Raw genomic sequence first — 22,763 nt, forward strand, 5'->3', positions numbered from 1 at the left:
CTTGCGCCGCATCACACCCGCGACGTCCGAGGACGGACAAGCCATTGCGATTGCCGTTGAACGCCTGCGCGAAGCCCGTAACCTGCTGCGCAGGGCGGGCGCGCGCCGCGCGGCATCGGCAGCAGGTCAGGCCATCAACAGCGCCGAAGGCGCCGCGCGGCACGTCGCGCACAGAATGCGGAGGACACACGCATGAGCAGGCACATTCTCCCGCCCAAGGCCGGCCATCCCGACGTCATCTGCGCGGCGGTAGGCTGGGACCGACCGCTCCAGACCTATTATGCTCAGGTGTGCTTTCGCACCGATGATGAGCCCGATGAAGGGGAAGCGCTGATCTGGCGGGGCACGGAACCGGGCGAGCTTCCCACGCCCGAGGCCGCGATCGCCGTTATCACGCCCTATGCGGAAATCCCGCCGAGGCTTGCCGAACAGCTCCTCGCCGACATGACCGCGACGATCGGCGAGAAGGATGGCCGGCACCAGGCCGAGGTCAAGCGGCGGCTGTTCGGCTCGATTCATTAGGATCGGGCCGTTCGAGGCAGAAACGCTTGCGCCCGGGTGTCGCCTCGATACCCTCTGCGCGCGGAGAAAACCGATGACGTCCGTACCGACAGATTATGATTCCGCCCGTGCGGCGCTGACACGGCTTATCCCGCTCGCCATGGGCGACACCGGGCAGGCGCGCCGCGTCGCGAACTTTCTGATGGCCTGGTGGAATGGCCCGGAGCTTGGTCATTTCGAGATCGCCGACATGTTCGGCCTCGACATCGACGTGGCAAACGACATCACGAGCGTGATCGGCTTTCTCGGCCAGAACGACCGCGGCGCCGTCTATATCGACGGTCTCGGTTTCGCCGAAGAGATGCAGGATGTCATTGCCCTGGGGCGGCCATCGGCAAGCGCTCCCCAGACTTGACACGCATCGCGTGATTGCGAGGCCCTGAAGTACCCGACGGCGCCGAAGTGGCGCGTCGGAGCGGCGCTGGCGCGCCTTACTCGGCCGAACGGCCGAGGAGAGGAGCGGGTGAGAGAAGGTGTTCGGACAAGGGGTTCGAGCGCACTTTCTCAGGAGACTTCCCATGAACATCGGCCCCATCACCCAGAACGCCAGCGGCACCTACACTGGCAAAATCTCGACGCGCACGGTCGCGATCGTCATCGCCCTGTCTCTTATACACATCTAGATGTGTATAAGAGACAGCGAGCGCACTTTCTCAGGAGACTTCCCATGAACATCGGCACCATCACCCAGAACGCCAGCGGCACCTACACCGGCAAAATCTCGACGCTCACGGTCGCGATCGTCATCGCCCTTCGCACCGTCCATTCCGCCAATCCGCGTGCGCCCCAGTTCGAGATCCTCGCGCTCTCGGCGGCACGCCAGTGGGTCCAGGTCGGCTCACTGTTCGAGCTGGCGTCCAATGCGACCGGCGAAATGTTCCTCAACGGCAAGATCGAGGATCCCAGCCTCGACAAGCCGCTCTACATCTCGGCGTTCCGTCAGGACGACGGCTCGTACAACATCGTCTGGTCGCGTCCCAACCGCCGCCGCGATGCGCCGACCGACCCCGCCCCGGCCGACGACAGCCTGCCGCCGCTGCCCGGTGCGGACGAGCCGGCCAAGCCGAACGGCCTCGCCGGTACGGATGGCCTGGGTGAATCCTCGGCCGAGGGCGCGTTCGGCGGCGAGCCCGCGCAGGGCAATGGCCGCCGTCGCCGCACGCCCGAGATGGCCGACTGACGATCCTCTCTCCCTGCCGCGCGCGTCCCTCCGGCGCGCGGCAACCCCGCAGGGCTCGTTTGCCTCACGGCAAGCGGGCCCTGCCTTCGTTTCCCTGTGACCGTGTCCTCAGCTATCGTCCTCGCGCGCGCGACAGAGAGGACTTGAAATTTATCCGGAAACTCCGTACTTTCCGGACAGGAGAATCACCATGCCCCAGACTGTCAGTTCCGTTGAGGCGTCAAAGGCCTTCGGCCGCATCAGCCGCCAGGCGCTGGTTGCGCCCCTTACCATCACGCATCATGGCCACGATAGCCTCGTGTTGATGTCGGCCGCCGAATATCAGCGGCTCAAGCGGCGCGATCGCGAGGTCTTCACGTTGACTGACGTGCCGGAGGAAATCGTGGAGGGGGTTCGAGCGGCGCGAGCGCCGGCAGAAGCCGCTGCCTTCGATCACGAGGTCGAGTCCTGACGAGTGCAAATTCCCGATCCAGTTCCCGGCCTAGTAATTCGCTACTCGTATCTCTGGAGCCATGAAGCAAAGGCAGGTCACGAAGAAGGCAGCAAAGACCGTCCCTGCGCCGTGCTGCTCGCGACGACAAATAAGGCAGGCGCCAAGATGGTCACCATCCTGCCAGTGACCCATACGCCGCCGTCCGACACGAGCCTTGCCGTTGAAATTCCGCACGCGACGAAGGTTCGTCTCGGGCTCGATGATGATCGCTCGTGGGTCGTCCTCACGGAGCTCAACTATTTTCAATGGCCCGGGCCCGATCTTCGGACGGTGCCCGGAGATCCATTGGGCGAGGTTGCATACGGTCAGCTTCCAACCGCCTTCTACGAAACCATCCGCACCCGCTGGCTCGCCGCCTACGACGCCGGCAAGGTCACGCAGGTCAAGCGTACCTCCTGACCAGTATCGGCCGCGCCCGCATTTGCCACGCGGCGCGGATCATCGCGACTTCGGAGTGAGAACACATGGGAACGAACCAGCGGCACGGCAATCGGGCGGTGAGCACGGCCGAGACCTTGAGCGACAAGCAGCGGGCCGATCTCGCGGGCGCGCGACCTACGGACGAAGAGATCGCCGCCGACCGATGGGCTGATGAGCATGATACCGCGCGCGAAAGGTCCCGCCGCGCGAAACTCCGTCTGCCATTTCGCGCCTGAGGCCGCCGAGGCCGAGCAATACGAGGCTCTGCCCTCAATCCCGATCGCTGCGTCTAGCGGGCCTCGCCGAACGGGCTTGCCCGTGACCGATTGCTGAGCACGAACTCCTGAGGGCGCTCCGCCGCCGGCGCCGGGGTCAAGAGCAGCGCGCCGCGCGATCGTCCATCGGGTAGAGCCCCGCCGCGGCCAGCAGCCTTCCTTCGCCTGTTCCTGACACCTGCGGCGAGACGAAGACGTCCCGCAACCCCATCCGGTCGCCCGTGTTGCCGCTTCGCGGCTGCCCGCGCCAACTCCCTCCAGGGGTTCCCCTCCGCTGACGCTACGGTGCGGACCCTCTCCGCACGCCGCTCTTCGGTGTCACCGGCGGGAAGGCCGCTGGACCCAACGAGGAGCACTACCATGAACAACGTCAATCTCGCCGGCCGCGTCGCCAAGGACCCCGAGACCCGCGGCGCCGTCACCACCCTCATTGTCGCGACCGATCGCGTGAAGCTCAGGGACGGCAAGACCTATGTCGACGACGCCACCGGCTACACCGCCAAAGAGACAGAGTTCCACAAGGTCACCTGCTTCAACGGCCTCGGCAAGGCCGGCGCCTCGCGCAAGAAGGGCGATGTCGTCGCCATCACCGGCCGGCTGCACTATTCGAGTTGGGAGGATCGCGACGGAGTCACCCGGTACGGCTGCGAGATCATCGCCGACAAGATCGACTTCTTCTGACCCGGTAGAGCGGCGCCTGCGGGCGCCGCCCTTCAGCTCAACTGGCCCGGGAAGTTCGCGCGTCGCCCCGTCTCGAGGTTGTGGACCATGTTCTCGACGCCGATCGCGTAGAACTCGCCGACATGGAAGCTCGCCCCATCCCGGAGCTTCCACTCCTGATCGGTGACGACCTTGATCACGCTGTTCACCAGCGCGATCACGTCCTGCTCCGCCAGCGGATAGAGGATCGGCTCGATCTGCCACAGGCGGTCGCCATGAATATCACGTTGCCGCAGGAGCTGCTGATAGACGGCGAGTTTCGCCACCAGCCCCGGTGGCTCATTGCCATGCAACAGTGCAGCATATCGCGATAGACGCTCCTCATAGTTCGCCTGAATCTGGGCCTTCACTCTTCATTCCTTCAACATTGCCTGCGGCGTCGGTGCTCGATCATTTGGCGCATCCCGGCCCTTCGACAGGCTCAGGCCGGGACCGGCGCTCTACTCGCCTGCGGCTCCCGGAGCCACGGCCTTGCCGCGTCTCCGCCCTGCCGGGTTACGATCACCTTGCGGGGGTGATGGGGAGGGGGTTTCTCCTGGGACAGTATGGAGCGATTTGCTGTTAACCCGGCCGCCGCGCGGCCGGGGCAAATCCAATTCTCTCTCTAACATCTCGGTATCAGACAAGCTTCATCGCCGTAGTGTGATGTGCCTTGGGGGGCTTTCTCAAGGATGCGCGGTCCCCCCAATTTTCCCGGGACCGTCGCTGCGCTCTGGCCCCAAGAAAATCGGTTCCCCCACGCCCCGCCGAGGCGGCGCGGGGACTTGTCCCCGCGTCCCTGACAAAGCCCCGTCGGCCCATCCGATGAGATTTCATCTTTCATCCAATCCCGGATGAGAGATCGACTTGTTCGGAGGCTTTTATGACTTCTTTCAACAATTTCGCCGACCTTGCCAGCTTCGTCGCCGCGTCGCGTGAAAATGACGGACTGACCCAGACCTACGAGGGCGCGTTCATCGAACATAGCGAGATGGCCAAGCTCAGCATCGTCGAAGCGCCCGAAGCACTTGACATGCCCGATCCCGAGCAGGTGCGGGCCGCCACCGAGATGATGATGCAGACCATGTTCGACGTGCTGCGCGACACCCGCATGGAGCCGTTTGCGGCCGATCTGGCGTGGGGTTTCGCCAACAGCTTCCATGTCGTGGCGAAGCGTATCGAGGGCCGCGAGGATGACGCCGCCAAGAAGCTCGGCGATCTCGCACGCAGCTATGATCCGTCCGAGATCTACGCGACCGAACTCGAAGACACCCAGCTCCTCTGCCAGACCCTCCAGGGTTGCCGCGAGGCGATGGAATGCATGCGCGACCATGCCGCCGAGGTCTATCGGGTCGAAACCGGCAAGCCCTTCTCGCCGGTGCGGGGAAGCCGGGTTTCCAGCGCGCTTACCGCATCGATGATCGAGGCCCGCGACTATCTTGCCTCGAAAGCCCGGGAGCGCCGCGAGCAGTTCGCCCCCGAAGGCCCGGTCGTGGCGTTCTCCGGTGGTCAGGTGTGGGAGGACGTGGACCTGCTCTGGAACGGTCTCGACAGCATCAAGGCACGCATCCCGGAGATGATCCTCGCGACCACCGCGCAAGCGAAGGGCTGCGATGCCGTGGCGCACGCATGGGCGGCATCGCGCGGCGTCAAGGTCATCCAGTTCCGCCTCGATCGCAGTCAGGGCAACCGCGCCGCCTTCGTCCGCAATGACCGCATTCTCGGTCTCAAGCCGGTGGAAGCCGTCATCTGCGAAGGCTCGGGCATCCAGCAGAACCTCGCCCAGAAGCTGCGGCAGGCGGGGGTGCCGCTGCACATCGTCCGCCTCGCGCACCAGCGCACCCAGCGCAGCGCGTGAGTGCTCGCTTGGAGGGGCTCCGGCTTCGGCCGGGGCCTCTCCATCTTTTTCTGCGTGGACATGCGGCGCTCAGGGGCATCGAGCCCCTTCGCGCCGCGGGGGACTGAGCGCTGGCGCGCTCGCGCAATGGCCACCATTCGCACCGACTTCGCCCCGCCAGGCGGCCAGAGGGGAGAAGGGACGGGTGCTGCGTTCAGCAAGGGAGGACGAGATGTCCATTGTGTTTCGCATCACCACATCGGCCGACCATCAGGAACGCCAGACCGCCGTCATCAACGCCCGCCAGCTCGCCGCCTTCCGGGAATTTCTGCGCGGCCAAGGCGAGCGTCTCGACATGACCCTGCTGGATCCGGATTTCGCGGAGGACGACTATCTCTCCTATCGGTTCGAGGCGCGTGTCTGCCCGCTGGCGCTCGCCAGCATCGCACGCATCTTCGACTATCAGACCGATGTCATCACGGTGCTGGATGAGGCCCAGTTTCGCGGCCGCCGGGTCAGCGTCTATCGCGAGGGCGACACTGGCCCGATCACCCTGTCGGTCGGGCTGACCTCCGATCTCGGCCTCGAACTCGATCTGGCCTATCAGAATGCGTTCGCGCTGCTCGAAGGGCTTGGACTGCGACCGGAGAGCGTCGGCGAAATCCCGGTCGACAATGTCCGTGCCCGCCTCGCTGATCCCGCGATCCGGCGCAGCGTCGAAGCGCAGGGTGCAGCCCCATACCTGTCCCGGCTCGACCGCCTGATCGCGACCGGAGATCTTGACGACAGTTCCCGTCTGGAATGGGCATAGCCTCCGCCCGGACCAGACGTCGCGAAGGGGCGCGTCGCCGCGCGCGGCGCGCCCCGCAATGCCGCTGCGAGCCTATGCCGCGACCGGCGTTCGCGGTGTCAGCAGGGTATCGATCGCGCGCTGCAATTGGTCGGCGGCATCGACATCGTTTGTCGCCGCCAGATACTCTTTGGCCTGCCGCATCAATGCCAGCGCAAGCGCCCGTGTTACCGTCGGGTCCGTCTCCGAGAGGTCCATATCGCTACCTCGAGCGCGGTCCATCCTCGCGAGCTTCCGGGCCGTCGCTCCTCCCCGGAGAGCTCCCGCGCCGTGCGCGGGAGCCGGGGCTGCTAACACGTCGAGACATGCGCCTACGCTCTTAGTGCCAAGGCACCTGGACCTGTGCGCAGGCACCCCGGCGTGAGATCACACCGCGCTGCCTTTCTCGACGGGATTAGATGTGTATAAGAGACAGGGTAACACGTCGAGACATGCGCCTACGCTTTTAGTGCCAAGGCACCTGGACATGTGCGCAGGCACCCCGGCGTGAGATCACACCGAGCTGCCTTTCTCGACGGGATTACCAGTCCCGGCGCCGCAGCCTTCGCAGCGCAATCCGGCGCCTAACACAGACCTCCTGTGACACCAAGGCGAAGTCGTTTCGGCCCTGTCCAGCACCCTCCCGGATCAGTGGATTGTCCATCCGCTCCGCCCGCTGGCCGAGATCGGTGAAGGGTCCGTGCACGCCGTTCTCATAATTCGCAAAAGCCATGATGGGGCGGCGTTTCATCGTGACGACACCGGCTCGCTCGCGTGCCGCACGGACCCGTCGGTCCGCGCGCCGCTACGCCTTGCCGGAGGCGCTTCCCCGAGAGGAAAAATCTCTCACAGTCTTCCCATTCTGTCGGGCGGACGAGACCGTCTCAAGCCCGGCGGGGCCCCACCATTTTCTTCGGCGGATCGGGCGCTGCGCATCAATCTCGAACGACGGTGGCCGCCGAAGAAAATCGTGACCCCCACCGCCGCTTTGCGGTCGCCGGCAAGCCGGCGAGGCCTGACACGGTCCCGCCCGCCCGACGCCATTCCCCTGTCATTCAAGACGACAGGAGACGAACATGCAGACGATCACGAACATCGCCGCCGCCGATCAGCACGCCGCCTACTTCGCCGCCGTCGCCAATGCCGAGCGCCGCGCGATGCACAGCTACTTCGACCAGCATGTGGTCGAGCACGATGAGCTGGGGTTCCTCGCCATTGACGAGGGCGACTACGGCGCGCTCGGACAGGCGATGATCGACCGGATCGTCTACACCGCGCCGGGCGGCATCATCGACGAATTCTGAACGATAGGGGAGGGGCTGCGGCCTCTCCCCTTATGGGATGGCCCGCCCCTTTTCCCCGGCATCCGGTATGATGCCGGTGCTTGCAAAGGAAAGGAGCGGACCGCTGTCTATTGTTATCCTTGGCGTTGATTCTGTCTCTTATACACCTCTAGATGTGTATAAGAGACAGCGCTTGAAGCAACTGGTGGGTGAACTGCGCGCCGAATGGCACGAACTTGATACCAAGGTCGAGGCACTGAACGGCGAGTTTGTCGAACTGGCTCGCAAGATGTGTATAAGAGACAGCGCTTGAAGCAACTGGTGGGTGAACTGCGCGCCGAATGGCACGAACTTGATACCAAGGTCGAGGCACTGAACGGCGAGTTTGTCGAACTGGCTCGCAAGATGTGTATAAGAGACAGCGCTTGAAGCAACTGGTGGGTGAACTGCGCGCCGAATGGCACGAACTTGATACCAAGGTCGAGGCACTGAACGGCGAGTTTGTCGAACTGGCTCGCAAGATGTGTATAAGAGACAGCGCTTGAAGCAACTGGTGGGTGAACTGCGCGCCGAATGGCACGAACTTGATACCAAGGTCGAGGCACTGAACGGCGAGTTTGTCGAACTGGCTCGCAAGATGTGTATAAGAGACAGCGCTTGAAGCAACTGGTGGGTGAACTGCGCGCCGAATGGCACGAACTTGATACCAAGGTCGAGGCACTGAACGGCGAGTTTGTCGAACTGGCTCGCAAGATGTGTATAAGAGACAGCGCTTGAAGCAACTGGTGGGTGAACTGCGCGCCGAATGGCACGAACTTGATACCAAGGTCGAGGCACTGAACGGCGAGTTTGTCGAACTGGCTCGCAAGATGTGTATAAGAGACAGCGCTTGAAGCAACTGGTGGGTGAACTGCGCGCCGAATGGCACGAACTTGATACCAAGGTCGAGGCACTGAACGGCGAGTTTGTCGAACTGGCTCGCAAGATGTGTATAAGAGACAGCGCTTGAAGCAACTGGTGGGTGAACTGCGCGCCGAATGGCACGAACTTGATACCAAGGTCGAGGCACTGAACGGCGAGTTTGTCGAACTGGCTCGCAAGATGTGTATAAGAGACAGCTTGCAAACGGGGCGGGCCATACGTTTTTTTGCTGGGAGAGGAACGGTCACGGGGGGCATCGAGCCCCCCATGACCGTGCCGCGGCGTTGCCGCGGCGGGGGATGATTCAGGCCTTGAGCCGCTTTTCGACTTCCTCGAAACCCAGTGTCTTGATGCGGGCCGTCAGATCGGCGAGCCGCTTAGGTTCAAGCTTCAGCAGTCCGGATTTCTCGATCGTCGCGATCGCCTGCTCGCGCTCTTTCTCTTCGAGCTTCCTGCGCCGCTCTTCCAGCCGGCGCTGATCCTCTTCGAGAGCCTGTCTCTCCTGTTCCAGTGTCTTTGCCATAGGTGCCTCTTGTGAAGGCTAATCGGGCTATGAACTGGCTGAACATAGCGCTGGTTGGTGAGGGCAGGAAGAAGAAGATTCATGGGGCTGGGCGCATCGGGCCTGCGCCCGACGACGGCTCTATTCGCTAGGGCTCCCGATGCCCTTCAGGCAACGAGAGCCCAACCTCACGGAGCCAAGGCATGCGCCTTGTCTCCGCCCTTCGGGTCACGATCCTCGCCTTTCCAACGCGGCCCTTTGGCCGACGTTGATGCTGCGCATCGGGGCTTTTCGCGCCCTGATCGGATCGGTGACACCGGCCTCGCGCGTTCCGCCTCAGGGCGGCGCGTACCTCGCCGGTCCCGGCAACCGGCTCCTCTCCGACGACATCGTAACAGGCCCAGGGACAGGGGATCGGGCTCTTGGGATTAGCACACCCTACGCACCTGAAGGTGCATGAGTTCCGTTGTTTCACAACGGGTTAGCGCGGAAGGAAAGGAGACTACGTTGTAGTACGAGCTGGTGGGCGGGCAAAAACGGCGGAAATCAGCCATTCGCGCGTAGTCTGTGAGACTACGGCCTGCTGGTCCATGACGATCAACTTGCCGGAACCGGGTCGCTCGGCTATAAATAGAGCCATTCTTCAGTCCCCACCAGCCTCCCTGCTAGGAGGTTGGTCTTGGCTACCAGTTACCGGCATTACAACGTCCGCCTGGAGCGCGCCCAATGGGACCGCCTCAGCGTGATCGCCGCCGAACAGAAATTGAGCGTCGCCGACGTCATCCGGTCGGCCCTCAATGTCTTCCTTTCATCCTCCGACGTGCTGACCGCGAGCCAGCGCCGCCTGGCCCGGATCAGCGAGTTCCAGCAGCTCGTGCTCGACGTCATTCTGCGCGAGCAATATCCTGAGCTTCGCGACCGCCTCGTTGCCGAAACCGACAAGCGCCTGGTGCAATATCATGGCGCGTGAGGACATCCGCTCGAACGGGAAAAACATCCCGCTGACCCACCACTCTGCGCGCGGCCGCGTGCAGCGAAACTCGGGCAATTTCACCCGCGGCTCACAGCTTCTCACCCACGAGATGCTGATGTGGTTTTCGGGCGCGCGGCTGCCCATCATGGTCTGGTTCTTCGCCTTCCTCGCGGCCTGGTTCGTCATCCTCTCGATCCGCCTCGACGAGCACGGATTCCAGCTCGTCTGCATGAAGATCTATTCGGCGCTCTGGAACTGGGTCGACCTCAATCCCAACAAGCGCGTCAACGTCACCCTGCCCAATGGCGAGATCTACAAAACGGTCATGCCCGTGGTGCCCTATATCCCGGCCGTGCAGCAGGCCTGGGAGACCACCATCCGGGCGCTGATCGGCTCGATCCTCGTCTCGGTTTTCGTGGTCGCGCCACTCACCATCTGGTTCGTCGACATCTCGCGCAGGCGTGGGCGTTCGATCCTTCAGGAACGCCATGAGCGCGGCGCCATGCTGGTCGATCGCGCCGTGCTGGTCTCCGAAATCGCGCAGCACAATGCGGAAAAATTCGCGGAGGACGCGCGCGAGTTCTTCCCCGGCCGCTCGTCCGCCGCCGTGCTCAAATTGCCGTTCGCGACACGGAAGGCGGGCGGCATCCACCATCCCTATACGCTCGCCGGCATCCCCTATCCGCACCGCCTCGAGCAGTCCCATTCCATGCTGATCGGCACCACCGGCGCGGGCAAGACCACCGAGCTCAGGAGTCTGGTCAGCCAGATGCGCCAGCGCCAGGACAGCGCCGTGATCTTCGATCTCACCGGCGCCTATGTCGAAGCCTTCTACGATCCCATGCGCGACACGATCCTGAACCCGATGGACCAGCGCTGCCCGGCCTGGTCGATCTTCAACGACTGCTCGACCTACAGCCATTTCACGTCGGCCGCCGCGGCGCTCATTCCCTCCGATGGCGGCTCGTCCGAGCCCTTCTGGGCGCTCGCGGCCCGCACCCTGTTCATCGAGATGTGCGTCCGGCTTCAGGAGCGCGGCCAGACCACCAACCTGGCGCTCGCCGAGAACCTGATGACCGCCGATTTGAAGCGGGTGCATCGCTTCCTCGCGAACACCATCGCCGACCCGCTGACCGCCCCGGAAGCGGCCCGCATGGCGGAATCGATCCGCGCCGTCTTCAACACCAATGCGCAGGTCCTGCGTTTCCTGCCCGACGAAGGAGAGCCGTTCTCGATCCGGCACTGGATGACCACCGAGCGCGCGCCCGGATCGATCCTGTTCGTCACCTCCGACTACGACGATCTGGAGATGAACCGGCCGCTGCTGACGCTCTGGATGAACATCGCCATCACCAGCCTCATGACGCTGCCGCGCACGCGCAGCTTGCGGACCTGGTTCATGTTCGATGAGGTCGGCGCGCTGCACCGCCTGCCTGCGATCGAGAAGGGCCTGCAGACCGCGCGGAACTTCGGCGGCGCAATGATCCTGGGGCTCCACAGCTTCCAGAAGCTCGTCGAGGTCTATGGCGAGGAAGGCGCGCGAAATCTCGCCTCGCTCGCCCGCTCCAAGCTCATCCTCGCGACCAGCGAGTTCAAGACCGCCGAGGAGTGCTCGCAGTACATCGGCAACCGCGAAGTGCGGCAGATGGATGAGGCCTATAGCTACGGCTACAACAACAATCGCGACGCCTCGACCCTGACTCCGCGCAAGCAGGTCGAGCCCCTCGTGATCCCCGACGACATCACCAACCTGCCCTCGATGCACGGGTTCGTGAAATTCCCCGACGGTTTCCCGGCCGCGCGCATCCTTCTCGAATGGAAGAACTACCCCATCGTGGCGCCGGGCTTCCTGAAGCGTCCCGTGATGCAGCCCGTCCGGTCCAAGCGCGGGGAGGAGATTTTCGACGAGGAGGGCGGTGAGGCCGGCGGCAGGGACGGCGCCGTCCAGATCGTGGATGAGGTGGTCGAGCCAACCAATCTTGCGAAGGAAATGGCGGCGCGGATCCTGCAGTCGCCGAGCGAGGACCAGGCCGCCGAAACCCATCGTACCGCCCCGCGTAGCGATGACCGGCCGGTGCCCCCGCAGGCGAAGGGAGCGGGCGGCGGCAAGGAGGACGGCGCGCGCGGCAGGGACGCCCAGCAGGAGACCGGCCAGCGGCCCGCCGACGACCGGCGCGGACCGTCACCGCAGGCGCCGCAAGTCGAGGATCAGACCCTCATCGAACTGCGTCAGGGCTTCGCCGCGGGCCGTGACCAGGACGATCTCGACATGGGGATCTGATCCATGCTCTCGGTCGCCGCCGTCCGTTCCGCATCAGGCGCCGCGAACTATTTCGCGAAGGACGACTTCAAGGACAATTACTACACGGCCGATGGCTCCTCCGAGGTCAGTGCCTGGGGCGGGGCAGGGGCCGAAGCCCTCGCGCTTGAAGGCGAAGTCAGCCGCGAAAGCTTCGAGCAGATTCTGAGCGGCGTCCTGCCGAGCGGAGAGGGCGTCGCCCAGGTCGAAAACCGGCGCAACGGTGTCGACCTCACCTTCTCCGCGCCCAAGTCCGTGTCGGTCATGGCCTATGTCGCCGGCGACAAGCGGGTGCTCGCCGCCAACATGGTCGCGGTCCAGAAAACCATGGCCTGGGTCGAGAAGAATCTCGCCGAAGGGCGCAAGGACGTCGAGGGTCGCAAGGTGCCGGTGCCGACCGGCAAGCTCGTCTATGCGCTGTTCCAGCACGACACCAGTCGCGCGCTCGATCCGCAGGCCCATGTCCACTCCGTCATCGCCAATCTGACCCAGATGCCCGACGGCAAATGGCAGGCGCTGCACGCCGACAAGATCTGGTCGAATAACGCGGTCGTCGGGGCGATCTACCACGCCTACCTGCGCGCCGGGCTGGAGAAGCTCGGCTACCAGGTCGAGCTCAAGGGCAAGCACGGCACGTTCGAGATCATGGGCGTGCCCAAGGCGATCATCGATGCCTTCAGCCAACGGCGCGAGGCGATCCTCGAGAAGGCGGCCGAGCTCGGCATCGTCTCGGCCAAGGGGCGCGACGGCGTGACCACCACCACCCGCGATCCCAAGCTCAATGTCGAGGACCGCGACGGGCTCCTCAAAGGATGGATCGACAAGGCGGCGGAGCTCGGGTTCGACGGCAAAGGACTGCTCGCCTCGGCGCTGGCCCGGGCAGGGCAGGGCGCCGCCGACAACAAGCTGGAGCGGGGCTTCCGGGCGGTCACCGACGCGATCGCCGGCGCGCGCGATCTCATCGGCGGCTTCCTTCGCTCGCCCGATCCGCTGATCGACAGCGGCCTTGCCCGCGCCACCAAATCGCCGGCCGTCGCCCGGACGCAATTGGCGGTAGCCTCGGCCGTCCGCATCCTCGCCGAACGCGAGGCGGCGTTCGACGTCAACAAGCTCTCCAAGACCGCGCTGGACCTCGGCCTGAAGGGCGTCACCATCGAGACGGTCGAGCACCGGATCGAGCAGCTCTACGACAACCGCCAGCTAATCCCCGGTGTCGCCCGCGCCGGCGACAAGGGCGTCCGGATGGTGACCACCCAGGAGGCGCTGCGCACCGAGGAAGCCGTTCTCAAGGCGGTCGATGCGGGCGTGGGCAAGGCGGTGCCGATACTCCCCGCGCAGGATGGGCCCGCCCGCCTGCAGGAGGTCGCCGATCGCCCGCTCAATGCGGGGCAGCTCGCAGCCGCGACCCTGATCCTCTCCTCCGAAGATCGGACCGTGACTGTCCAGGGCGTCGCCGGCGCCGGGAAGTCGACCATGCTGCAGGCGGTTGCCCGGATCGCGGAAGGCGAAGGCAAGGATGTGCTGGGCCTGGCCTTCCAGAACAAGATGGTCGCCGACCTCGCCGAAGGGGCCGGGATCAAGAGCCAGACGATCGCCTCGTTCGTGCTCGCCAACGAGCGCTACCTGACCGAGCGCGATACGCCGCGCTACGAGGAGGCGCGCGAGCGGCTCGGCGGCGCGATGCTGGTCGTGGACGAGACCTCGATGGTCTCCAGCGCCGACATGCTGAAGCTTCACAGCATCGTCGAGGCGCTCGGCATCGACAAGCTCGTGCTGGTTGGCGATCGCCAGCAGCTCTCCTCGATCGACGCCGGCAAGTCCTTCGCGATGATCCAGGCCGCCGGCGGCACGATGGCCCGAATGGACGAGAATATCCGTCAGCGGACCGACACGCTGCGCACCGTCGCCGCGCTCGCCAATGTCGGTAAGGCGGGCGAGGCGATGAAGGTGCTGGGCGATAACGTCCACGAAAGCGCGAACCCGCCCGAAGAGGCCGCCGACAGGTGGCTCGCGCTGGGGGCGGACGACCGTGCCGCGACCCAGGTGTTTGCGTCTGGCCGGGAGTCCCGCGCCATCATCAACCAGCGCATCCAGGACGGCCTTGCCGCCGAGGGCACCGTGCGGGGCGAGGGCATCCATCTCATCGTCTATGACCGCGTGAACCTGACCCGCGAGGAGCTTCGCTACGCCGCCAGCTATCGGCCCGGCCTCACCCTCGATGTCGGCCGCGGCGGCGCGCAGGACGTCGGGCTCGCGCAGGGACGCTATGACGTCTCCAGGGTGCTGCCCTCGGGCAAGGTCGAACTGGTCGATGGGCGCCGCAAGATTCGCTTCGACCCGCAGCGCCTCTCGCCCACCGAAAAGCGGGACCGGCTCGAACTCACCGAGAAGAAGGATCTGCATGTCCGCGAGGGGGATCGCATCCGCTGGACCGCGAACGACAAGCCGCGCGACCTGCACAACGCGGCGCTCGCCCGGATCATCTCGGCCGATGCCTCGGGCATCACCGTCGAGACGGCGGGCAATCAGACCCTGACATTGGCGCCGGGCGATCCGATGCTCTCGCGTTTGGACCTCGCCTACGCGCTCAACATGCACATGGCGCAGGGCATCACCACCGACAAGGCGATCACGGTCATGGACAGCCATGAGCGCAACCTGTCGAACCAGCGCCTGTTCAATGTGGGCGTGACGCGGGTGCGCGACGAACTCACCATGATCGTGGACGATAAGGAAAAGCTCGAACGCCAGCTCGACCACAATGCCGGCAACAAGACCTCGGCCCTAGAGACGGTCGGCCGCCTCGATATCGACGGCAAGAAGGGCGGCGCCAAGCCGGTGAAGTTCGATCCCGGCCCGATCGACGGGATCAACCTCGCGGATCAGCCGGACATCCTCGCCGATCTTCCCCCCCTTCCGGACGGGCCGCTTGAGCCCGCAGCACCGATCAAGGGCGACGGCCTCAAGGCGCCCCCGGATCTCAAGCCCGAAAAGGCAGACCTGCTGCCGCCGCTGCCCGAGCGCAGCCTGGGCCTTGCTCTTTGATGACGAACGGTCGGCGCGGTGCCGGCTGAAAGCAAGGAGAGTGACGATGGCATGGGATTTTGACGAAGGCGGCAAGTTCGGCAGCGAGAAGGCCGCCGAGGACTATGCCCGGCGCAACGGCCTCAGCAATGCGGACTTCCGCACCCGGCGCAAGGGTGATGAGGTCGAGCTGGAGATCCGCCGCTCCGCCATCGACGGCCGAAACCTTCGTGACGCGGGCGAAGGCCGCAAGGGCGGTTGGTTTTGATCCGGACGTCGGCGGCCCGGACATTCGGCAGGAGGCGGCTGTCCAATGGGCATCGATGATCGCGACTATATGCGAGCGCGCCACAGACAGCGCGCCAACCGGACGAGATGGAACGAGGGTAGGGGGCGGATCGAGGCGGCCTGGCTTGATCCGCGCCACCAGCGATATCGCCGACAACCGTCTGCGGCGGCGATCGCTGTCCGTTTCGCCCTGCCGGTGCTGAGCCTGCTGCTGATCCTGATCCCATTCTATGGGGACGCGCAGCGTCATGGCTGGATTCCTGATCTCGAGCCGGCGCAGCCGTTTCCGGAGCGGGTCGGTTACGGTTGGGGCCAATGTTATCGGTCTGATCAAACGCAGCAATCTCACGATCGAGGCAGCCGATTCCAACACGGTGGTGCAATTGGTGGACCCGGATACGAACGCCCATGCACTGTCGATCTATGTTGCCGCCAATGACCGGGTGTCCCTGCCGGTGCCTGCGGGTACGTACCGGGTCCGCCTGATCGAGGGGCGGAAGTGGCACGGCGCGAGGCGCTATTTCGGGCCGAACACATCCTACGAGACGGTGGCCAGTCTGATAGAGTTCACGCCGACGATGGGTCACGTCATCGACCTGCATCGTCGGCCCGGCGGCAATCTGGAGACGCGGATGATGGGCTCTCGACCAGCGCCGCTTTGACCGGGGCGGCCCGCCCCACCAGAACCTAAGATGCCATCAATGACACTTTACCCCGAAACGCCTGGTAGAGTGTCATTGATGACAATCATTCGACGAGGGAAAGTGCGTCCATGATGCTTGGGCCAGGCAGGCATGTTAGCGAGGGCGACCACCATAACGACGAGAATCGCTACCTGAATGCCGCACCAAATCTTCTATTCCTGGCAAAGCGACACGGAGAACCGGATCGGTCGCGGCTTGATTCAGTGGGCGCTGGACCGCGCCATTCGAACCGTCAATGCGGACGCCGACGTTGATCCCGCCGATCGTGAGCTTCGCGCCGATCGCGACACTGTGAATGTGCCGGGCATGCCGCCGCTCGCGGACACCATCTTCGGAAAGATCGACCGGGCGGTCGCCTTCCTGTCCGACCTCACGCACGTTGCCACGCGCGCCAAGGGCCAGCTCTCGCCCAACCCCAATGTCCTGCTCGAGCATGGCTGGGCGCTAAAATCGCGCGGGTGGGGCAGGATGATCGGCGTCATGAACACAGCGATGGGCCATCCCGACGAGCATCCTCTTCCGTTCGACCTCACCCATTTCAAACGGCCGATCCTCTTCCACTGTCCGGCCGACGCGACCGACGAGGAGCGCCAGGCGGCGCGGGCAGGGCTTCAGAAGGATCTGGAGAGCGCTCTTCGCCTGATTCTCGACGACGAGGTTCTTATGGCGGCTGCGCCGCCGGCCGAACCTCACCCTCATGATGTTGAGCTGTTGCAGCGGTATCGCCAGCAAATCCCGGAGCTGCTGCGCCAGTTCCTGCGCGAGCATAATTTCGGGACGCCCTATCCGCGCAAGGCACTCGATCCCCTCGATGATATGGCTGCTACCTGGGCGGGCGCTGCCTTCGATTTCGAGGACACCGCGCTACAGGAGGCCGCCATGGCGCTTCGCGCGGCGAACACCTCTCTCATGGAGCTGGTCTATGAGCGCATCCATGTGATGGACCGGAACCCCAACATGGTCTGGCCGAAGACCGACTATGACGTGCGGCACGGCACGCAGCAGGTCACCCTGGATGCGATCCGGGAACTCAATGCGCGCGCCGGAACGCTGATCGGCGCGATAGATGCGTTCGAGAAGGTTGGGCGCTCCCGAATTCGTGTCGCGCCGCCGGCGCCAACGGCGCCGCAGGTGGATCCCCGCTGGGAGGCCGCGCGGACCGCGATTTCAGAGCTGGCGGCGGACCGGATGCGAGGAGGGCTTCCCGAGATCGTCGCCATGCCCAGCATGACGCTGCGCATTGTGCCGCTCGCTGCGATGGATCGGCCGGCTCTCGATCCAAAGACCGTCCTCGCTGCGGCGCTCCGCTTTCCGCCTGACAGCCAGGTCCGGGTTCAGTCAGATTCGGATGAGCGCCAATGGTGGAGCTATGGCCTGCCGCTCATTCAGACCGAAAATAACCCGGAGACCCGGTGGCGCACGCGCCTTGTTCGACCCGGCCTGATTGAATTCGAGGCGATGATCGGCGCCCGGATCGACGATGATCCCGAGATCCTGGTGAATGGTCGCGAGCTGGAAGCATCGATCGCCGCCCATCTCGAGCGTCTTGCCGCCGTGCTCGCCGACGTGGGCCTGGCCGGTTCCGGCCTCGGTTCCATCGCATTCCGGGGAGTGGAAGACGTCCAGTTGACGCGCGCCCGCGGTGGCGGTCGCAAGATCCGAAAGCCCGAGCTGTTCCTGCCTGAGCTTCAGGTGACCGATCTAGCCGCGCCGATGCAGCCGCAGCTGCAGGAGCAATTCAATATCCGCTGGCAGGCGTCGGGCTGGGCCGACGGCTCGCCGTCGTTCGACTGACCGGGTGCGCGCTGTGGAGCTCAAGCCCCCGTCACCGGAAGAGGGAGATGCCGGTCTTCAGGCGTTCCGTGAGGCAGCCAAGCTCCATGAGGATACGTTGCGCAGCCGGATGTCCCGCGAATTCTATCGAAAGGACCTGGCAAAGTGGCAGAAACTCTACGCGACGCTCGCAGGGAAACGCGCGGCAGGCTCGGCAACGGCCGTTCATTTCACTCGACTATCGGCGCTCTGCGGTGAGCTGCTGACAGAATATGGACCGGAGGCGCCGCCCAAGAAGCGGGTGCCCAAGGCGGTGGAGCCGGTGCCGTTGAGCTATCCCGACTTCCCCGACGACATTACCCATCGCATTCACTTCCTCGAAGGGCCGGGGATCCGGCGGCAACGCGCCGTTAAGCTTTCCGTCCATGCGCCGGGCATCTTCCGGCAGATCTCGGCGCGTGGCCGCGTCCTGCTCTCGATCGGGGTCCGTCAGGATCAGGTCCGGCTGTTCGAGCGCATCGTTGAAGCTATCGGCGATCTCGCCATGGCTGATTACGCCGCCGCGGGATTCGACATCGGCTATGTGATGCGGCCCGATGGAATCGCCCAAGGTCAGTCCTGGACGCCCAATCCCCTCGATCCAGCCTTGCCGACTGCCCGCGTATGGGAAGACAATCAACGGGCCCGGAGTTACGGATTGCAGGCACGCCTGCTTGGCGACCAATGGCGTGGCGCTGACGGCACCGGCCTCCCAGGTGATCTTCCGGATGTCGATGGCGAACCTTGGGATCCCGATCCGCATTGGCAGCGCGTTCTTGAACTCACACAGGCTGATCGGCTCGACGAGGCACTTACGCTGGTCGAGGCGGTGCCCGGCCGCGATCGTGAGCCTCTGTTCGACGAGGTCATCTATCTCAGATTCCTGACAGGATCGCCGCTGCGCGCGCAGGATATTCGCGTACTGGCGCGCAAACATGCGGAATCATCGCTCATTGCGGGGCGTCTGCTGGAGGAATTCGAGGCATTCCTGGGCCATCTCGATGCGCAATTCACGCTGGAGCCGCCTGTCCTGGAGGAAATGATCAGGCTTCGGCCGGATTTCGGGTCGACCATGATACCGCCCATGCCGCCCGCTTCGGATTGGGCCGCCTATCGGCGTCATATGGCGCAGTTCACGAACCACGGTGCGCGGCGCGGCCGGATTTTCTCCATCAACATCGGGGCCGCCGACACCGGGGCATCCGCGTTCTTTGCGACCGCCATGGTCGCTGCCGAAGAGGCGTTCCGCCGCGAGAGGTCGATTCCCGAGATCGGACGGGGCTGGGTGTCCGAGGTGGCGCTGCTCGATCTGGTTCGAACCCTATGGCCCTCCGCGGTCCATCAATGGCGCCCGGCGTTCCTCGGCATGCAGTCCGTCGATATCCATGTGCCGGAGCTGGGCCTCGCCATCGAGTATCAGGGGCAGCAGCACTACGCGCCCGTGACGCTCTTCGGCGGCGAAGAGGGGTTCAAGCTCACGCAATTCCGCGACGAGAAAAAGCGCGCGCTGCTGGCTCGCCACGGTGTGCGGCTCCTTGAATGGCGCTTTGATGTTCGGATCACCAGGGCAGAGCTGATCGCTCAGATGGCGGCGATGGAAATCCAGATCCCGGACTAGACGGCAAGCCTCTTCTGCCTCGGGCCGCCGTTTATTTCCTCGACGATGAAGGTGCGGGCCGGCGGTGTTTCGAGAAGGTCGATCTCTGGGAGCAGGTGGTCGAGCCATTGCATGCGTTGCCGGCGCAGGATGATGGCATCGTGTCGATCCTGATAGTGGCTGACTTCAGGATTGGCCGCGACGGTGATGACCCGGAAGGACAGGGGCCACTCTGCCATGGCCGGCTCCCAGATCGCCGCGAGATAGAAGAAATTGCCGTCTTCGAGCCGCACCCGATACTGCTTGCCGCCGCTAACGGTCATGTGGAATTCCGAGGCGGGCACCAGACAGCGCTGGCTGGGGAAGATCTGGCCCTCCGAGCGCACGAAGCGGAAGGAGGCCCCGCCGCTGAAGCGTGGATTGGAGCCCCACCGGGCCTCGACCATTTCCATTTCTTGCATATCGTCCGGATTTCGCCGGATGATGGGCAAGAGCTTTTCGAGGGGGGCCTCGGAGTCGAACGGTGTTGGCGTCGCCATGACAAGAACATATATAGAACGACGATGAGTCGCAAGGACCAGTGGAACGGATGACCGATGTGCAATGATTATCGCCTGGAGGTCGATATCGCCTCGATCGTTGAGGATTTCGACGACCTCAAGATCAAGATCAAAATGCCCGAAGGGACGCCCAATGTCGCGGCCCGCGCAGACATCAACATCAGCGACGTCGCGCCTATCGTGCGCAGCGGCGAGGGCAGGGGATCGGGCGAGCTCGTCAATCGGCGATGGAGCTGGCCTGGCCAGAATGGGCGGCCGGTCTATAATTTCCGCTCCGAGGGCCGCGAGTTCACTTCGCACCGCTGCCTCATTCCGGCCGACGGTTTCTATGAGTTCACGGCGCCGCTCGAACCGGGCCAGAAGCGCAAGACAAAATGGCTGTTCACGATGAAGGACCATCCCTGGTTCTGCATCGCCGGCATCTGGCGATCGCATCCGGAAATCGGCGAGGCGTTCACCATGCTGACGATGGAGCCCGGCGAGGATGTCGCGCCCTATCATTCCCGTCAGATCATCCCGCTACCGCGCGACCGGTGGGCCGACTGGCTTGATCCCTCAGTACCAGCAGAGGAGGTGCTTGGCCTCCTGCCGAAGGGCAGCCTCCTGCCGCTGCAGGTCTATCCACCGGCCGCGGCGCAAGCGTCGCTGCTTTGAGGTCTCAGGCCGCCGGGGGCTCGACATCCGGCGGGTTCATATAGACCCTGAATCCAGCAAGATCCTCGTCGCTCGGATTCTCCATCTCGGGGATATAGCGGATCGTCTCAGCCATATCGCGCCGCGTAACATAGTCGATGATCGAGCCACCGTTGGAGAGCTCATATTGCATCGATCCGCAATGGCGATCGACGGTGGCGAGCCCGGGCGCGAAGGCGATGGGCTTCTTGTTTCCCTTTTTGCTCACCTCATGCTTGGCGAGCGCAACGCGCAGGAATTCCAGCCTGGTGAAGCCCATTTCCGTCCGGCGTAGATCGATCCGCATCTGATCGACGAGTTCGGGTCGCTCCTGAGCATCGCGAAGCTGTTGGGCCCGCAGCTCCCTATCGTAATGCCGGTAGCCGAGATCGCGTTCGAGGTTGGTGGCCTTGAGATTGATCCCGCCATTCTCCGCGAGCTTGATGACCTCCTCGCACCGTTGGCGCCAGGTGCGGAGCAGTTCGTAGGCCGCATAGATCCACATGGGTGTCAGGGCCGACAGCTGCGCCATCCGGCCGCGCGGCGGTTCGTCGTCGAGCTGATGCTCAAGGATCTCCTGCTCGATGTGATTGAGCATGTTGTCGACCAGGCACAGCTGGCTCGCCTGCATCCTCAAAAATGGATTCTCGCCGAACCCTGCCAGGGTCATCAGGGCTTCGTAGAGTTCGGCCTGTCCGATCTCAGCCACCGGACGATATCGAGGCTCGTCATCCACCTCGTCGGGATAGGGTTCGTAGTCCACGGTCAGTCCTTTCGCGCCGGCCGTGATCGCGCCGGTCCGGGGGTGATAGTGCTCACGAGACCTTCTCCCGGAGCCAGGACGACAGCCCTGCGTCGAGGACCATTCGCGCGAGGCGCTGCGGCCCGAGTAGGATTACCCCGTCCGGGCCTTCATTCTCTGGGATGTTGCCGGTGTGCCATACGAAGAACATGCGATCATAGGCCTCCGCTTCGGCCAGCCGGCCGACATAGTCGTCGAGAGCTGCCCGAGTGGCTTGAGATTTCACTTGCACGAAGGCGCGTTCGGCAGTGCTCGGAAGCACGAGTTCGAGGTCGATCGTTTTCTGGGTCCGGCCGACCTGGCTGAGCCGGCGCCATCCGCTACTCGAGAAGACCAGATCAACCAGCAGTTCGAAATCCTGCCAGGTCAGCAGTCGCATCAGGGGAATGATCGCCGCTGTGAGGGCGCGTTCCGCCTCTTCCGCCGCTGCGACCTCCGGTGACAGCTCATCGCTCAACCGGCGCAGCAGATAGTCGGCCGCGCGCACGTCGCAGATCGTCCCGCGGAACATCTGGACCTTGAGCAGTCGCCCGGACAGCCGGTCAGCCGTCAACAGACTGCCGCCGACCGACGTGCTGTGCCAGCCATCCAGGGTCGCGCGGCGATGGCTGTTGTCGGGCAGGATCTCGATCTCGCCGACCGGCCGACACCAATAGAGCAAGCCGCCGACGAAGGTGATGAAGATGGTATCCTCGTCGCTCTCGTAAAATGCCCGGATTTGCTTCACATCGCGAGTTGCAGCGCCGGCGTCCCCTCGACGATCCTTCATCGCGTCCCAAACGCCGGGCCAGTCGCCTGCCACGCAAAGGTCGTGCGGCACTTCGCGGTAGCCAAAGCGCAGCACGCCGTCGCGGATGCTCTCCGTCTCCCAGTCACCGCCCCGGCCCAGCTTGATGTAAAAGACGTTCGCCGCCGTAACTGCGGTCATGGAATCCCCCGTTATAAGCAGGGCAATTCCGATCAGCCCGCCCGCATCGCAAGCTATACCTTCATCGTAGAAAAGATATTGAAGAGCTTGCCCTGATCGGGCGG

28 protein-coding genes are annotated in these 22,763 nt (G+C 64.2%); 22 read left to right on the forward strand and 6 right to left on the reverse strand.

Annotated elements, in window-relative coordinates; genetic code table 11:
* Nucleotide 1 precedes the first annotated feature (1 nt).
* The 9 genes from FE851_RS22075 (at nt 2) to FE851_RS22115 (ending at nt 3,610) form a co-directional block, all read left to right on the forward strand.
* Nucleotides 2–196 carry a hypothetical protein gene (locus FE851_RS22075; protein WP_083216155.1) on the forward strand — a complete coding sequence of 65 codons (195 nt, stop codon included), beginning with the start codon at nt 2–4 and terminating at the stop codon, nt 194–196.
* A complete protein-coding gene (locus tag FE851_RS22080; protein WP_062787874.1) occupies nt 193–522 on the forward strand; it encodes a hypothetical protein in 330 nt (109 codons plus the stop codon). The genes FE851_RS22075 and FE851_RS22080 overlap by 4 nt, the downstream gene beginning before the upstream one ends.
* Nucleotides 523–595: 73 nt before the next feature.
* Entirely contained in the window at nt 596–916 is a 321-nt protein-coding gene (locus FE851_RS22085; protein WP_145206766.1) for a hypothetical protein, read from the forward strand.
* A gap of 163 nt (nt 917–1,079) precedes the next feature.
* Entirely contained in the window at nt 1,080–1,184 is a 105-nt protein-coding gene (locus FE851_RS22090) for a DUF736 domain-containing protein (protein WP_261371161.1), read from the forward strand.
* 44 nt (nt 1,185–1,228) lie between these two features.
* A complete protein-coding gene (locus FE851_RS22095; RefSeq protein WP_145206767.1) occupies nt 1,229–1,741 on the forward strand; it encodes a DUF736 domain-containing protein in 513 nt (170 codons plus the stop codon).
* 190 nt (nt 1,742–1,931) lie between these two features.
* Nucleotides 1,932–2,192 (forward strand): type II toxin-antitoxin system Phd/YefM family antitoxin, encoded by a 261-nt coding sequence (locus FE851_RS22100; protein WP_037505398.1) that lies wholly within the window; start codon nt 1,932–1,934, stop codon nt 2,190–2,192.
* Between the two features lie 3 nt (nt 2,193–2,195).
* Entirely contained in the window at nt 2,196–2,633 is a 438-nt protein-coding gene (locus tag FE851_RS22105) for a hypothetical protein (RefSeq protein ID WP_030090590.1), read from the forward strand.
* A 65-nt stretch (nt 2,634–2,698) separates the two neighbouring features.
* A complete protein-coding gene (locus tag FE851_RS22110) occupies nt 2,699–2,890 on the forward strand; it encodes a hypothetical protein (RefSeq protein ID WP_062787870.1) in 192 nt (63 codons plus the stop codon).
* A 399-nt stretch (nt 2,891–3,289) separates the two neighbouring features.
* The gene (locus FE851_RS22115; RefSeq protein WP_062787869.1) at nt 3,290–3,610 is read left to right on the forward strand and encodes a single-stranded DNA-binding protein; all 321 of its coding nucleotides are present in this window, start codon (nt 3,290–3,292) and stop codon (nt 3,608–3,610) included.
* A gap of 32 nt (nt 3,611–3,642) precedes the next feature.
* On the opposite strand, the gene FE851_RS22120 is transcribed toward FE851_RS22115, so the two are convergent.
* The gene (locus FE851_RS22120) at nt 3,643–3,999 is read right to left on the reverse strand and encodes a hypothetical protein (protein WP_066703409.1); all 357 of its coding nucleotides are present in this window, start codon (nt 3,997–3,999) and stop codon (nt 3,643–3,645) included.
* A 512-nt stretch (nt 4,000–4,511) separates the two neighbouring features.
* On the opposite strand from FE851_RS22120, the gene FE851_RS22125 reads away from it, so the two are divergent.
* Together FE851_RS22125 and FE851_RS22130 are read left to right on the forward strand one after the other, a co-directional pair.
* Nucleotides 4,512–5,486, forward strand: a complete 975-nt coding sequence (locus FE851_RS22125) for a DUF2493 domain-containing protein (protein WP_030090592.1) — start codon at nt 4,512–4,514, stop codon at nt 5,484–5,486.
* 211 nt (nt 5,487–5,697) lie between these two features.
* The gene (locus FE851_RS22130; protein WP_030090593.1) at nt 5,698–6,276 is read left to right on the forward strand and encodes a hypothetical protein; all 579 of its coding nucleotides are present in this window, start codon (nt 5,698–5,700) and stop codon (nt 6,274–6,276) included.
* Between the two features lie 72 nt (nt 6,277–6,348).
* On the opposite strand, the gene FE851_RS26355 is transcribed toward FE851_RS22130, so the two are convergent.
* Nucleotides 6,349–6,513 carry a hypothetical protein gene (locus tag FE851_RS26355; protein WP_157077779.1) on the reverse strand — a complete coding sequence of 55 codons (165 nt, stop codon included), beginning with the start codon at nt 6,511–6,513 and terminating at the stop codon, nt 6,349–6,351.
* A gap of 857 nt (nt 6,514–7,370) precedes the next feature.
* On the opposite strand from FE851_RS26355, the gene FE851_RS22135 reads away from it, so the two are divergent.
* From FE851_RS22135 to FE851_RS27010, 3 genes are all read left to right on the forward strand, one after another.
* Nucleotides 7,371–7,598 (forward strand): hypothetical protein, encoded by a 228-nt coding sequence (locus FE851_RS22135; RefSeq protein ID WP_066703412.1) that lies wholly within the window; start codon nt 7,371–7,373, stop codon nt 7,596–7,598.
* A gap of 67 nt (nt 7,599–7,665) precedes the next feature.
* Nucleotides 7,666–7,890 carry a hypothetical protein gene (locus FE851_RS27005; RefSeq protein WP_261371162.1) on the forward strand — a complete coding sequence of 75 codons (225 nt, stop codon included), beginning with the start codon at nt 7,666–7,668 and terminating at the stop codon, nt 7,888–7,890.
* Nucleotides 7,891–8,582: 692 nt separating this feature from the next.
* The gene (locus FE851_RS27010) at nt 8,583–8,801 is read left to right on the forward strand and encodes a hypothetical protein (RefSeq protein WP_261371163.1); all 219 of its coding nucleotides are present in this window, start codon (nt 8,583–8,585) and stop codon (nt 8,799–8,801) included.
* Nucleotide 8,802: 1 nt separating this feature from the next.
* Here FE851_RS27010 and FE851_RS22170 read toward each other — a convergent pair whose 3' ends face one another.
* Nucleotides 8,803–9,021: a hypothetical protein gene (locus FE851_RS22170; protein WP_030090596.1), complete on the reverse strand. Its 219-nt coding sequence runs from the start codon at nt 9,019–9,021 to the stop codon at nt 8,803–8,805.
* A 658-nt stretch (nt 9,022–9,679) separates the two neighbouring features.
* Here FE851_RS22170 and FE851_RS22175 point away from each other — a divergent pair.
* The 7 genes from FE851_RS22175 (at nt 9,680) to FE851_RS22205 (ending at nt 19,718) form a co-directional block, all read left to right on the forward strand.
* The gene (locus FE851_RS22175) at nt 9,680–9,970 is read left to right on the forward strand and encodes a hypothetical protein (RefSeq protein WP_030090597.1); all 291 of its coding nucleotides are present in this window, start codon (nt 9,680–9,682) and stop codon (nt 9,968–9,970) included.
* A complete protein-coding gene (locus FE851_RS22180) occupies nt 9,960–12,254 on the forward strand; it encodes a type IV secretion system DNA-binding domain-containing protein (RefSeq protein WP_030090598.1) in 2,295 nt (764 codons plus the stop codon). Before FE851_RS22175 ends, FE851_RS22180 begins: the two co-directional genes overlap by 11 nt.
* Before the next feature lie 3 nt (nt 12,255–12,257).
* On the forward strand, nt 12,258–15,317 hold the full coding sequence (mobF, locus tag FE851_RS22185) for a MobF family relaxase (RefSeq protein WP_066703415.1): 3,060 nt from the start codon (nt 12,258–12,260) through the stop codon (nt 15,315–15,317).
* Between the two features lie 46 nt (nt 15,318–15,363).
* A complete protein-coding gene (locus FE851_RS22190; protein ID WP_066703418.1) occupies nt 15,364–15,564 on the forward strand; it encodes a hypothetical protein in 201 nt (66 codons plus the stop codon).
* A 268-nt stretch (nt 15,565–15,832) separates the two neighbouring features.
* Nucleotides 15,833–16,246 (forward strand): hypothetical protein, encoded by a 414-nt coding sequence (locus FE851_RS27015; RefSeq protein ID WP_228227682.1) that lies wholly within the window; start codon nt 15,833–15,835, stop codon nt 16,244–16,246.
* Between the two features lie 177 nt (nt 16,247–16,423).
* Nucleotides 16,424–18,082, forward strand: coding sequence for a hypothetical protein (locus FE851_RS22200; protein WP_145206768.1), 1,659 nt, complete (start codon nt 16,424–16,426; stop codon nt 18,080–18,082).
* Between the two features lie 109 nt (nt 18,083–18,191).
* Complete coding sequence (locus FE851_RS22205; protein ID WP_066703424.1) at nt 18,192–19,718, forward strand: hypothetical protein; 1,527 nt, start codon at nt 18,192–18,194, stop codon at nt 19,716–19,718.
* On the opposite strand, the gene FE851_RS22210 is transcribed toward FE851_RS22205, so the two are convergent.
* Nucleotides 19,715–20,236, reverse strand: coding sequence for an SOS response-associated peptidase family protein (locus FE851_RS22210; RefSeq protein ID WP_066969933.1), 522 nt, complete (start codon nt 20,234–20,236; stop codon nt 19,715–19,717). The genes FE851_RS22205 and FE851_RS22210 overlap by 4 nt on opposite strands.
* 57 nt (nt 20,237–20,293) lie before the next feature.
* Between FE851_RS22210 and FE851_RS22215 the strand changes: the two genes are divergently transcribed.
* On the forward strand, nt 20,294–20,911 hold the full coding sequence (locus tag FE851_RS22215) for an SOS response-associated peptidase (protein WP_066703426.1): 618 nt from the start codon (nt 20,294–20,296) through the stop codon (nt 20,909–20,911).
* A gap of 4 nt (nt 20,912–20,915) precedes the next feature.
* Here FE851_RS22215 and FE851_RS22220 read toward each other — a convergent pair whose 3' ends face one another.
* Nucleotides 20,916–21,692: a hypothetical protein gene (locus FE851_RS22220; RefSeq protein ID WP_066703428.1), complete on the reverse strand. Its 777-nt coding sequence runs from the start codon at nt 21,690–21,692 to the stop codon at nt 20,916–20,918.
* Between the two features lie 52 nt (nt 21,693–21,744).
* Entirely contained in the window at nt 21,745–22,659 is a 915-nt protein-coding gene (locus FE851_RS22225; protein WP_066703437.1) for a hypothetical protein, read from the reverse strand.
* Nucleotides 22,660–22,763 lie beyond the last annotated feature (104 nt).

Source organism: Sphingobium sp. B2, assembly GCF_007693735.1.
GTDB classification, from domain to species: Bacteria; Pseudomonadota; Alphaproteobacteria; order Sphingomonadales; family Sphingomonadaceae; genus Sphingobium; species Sphingobium xenophagum.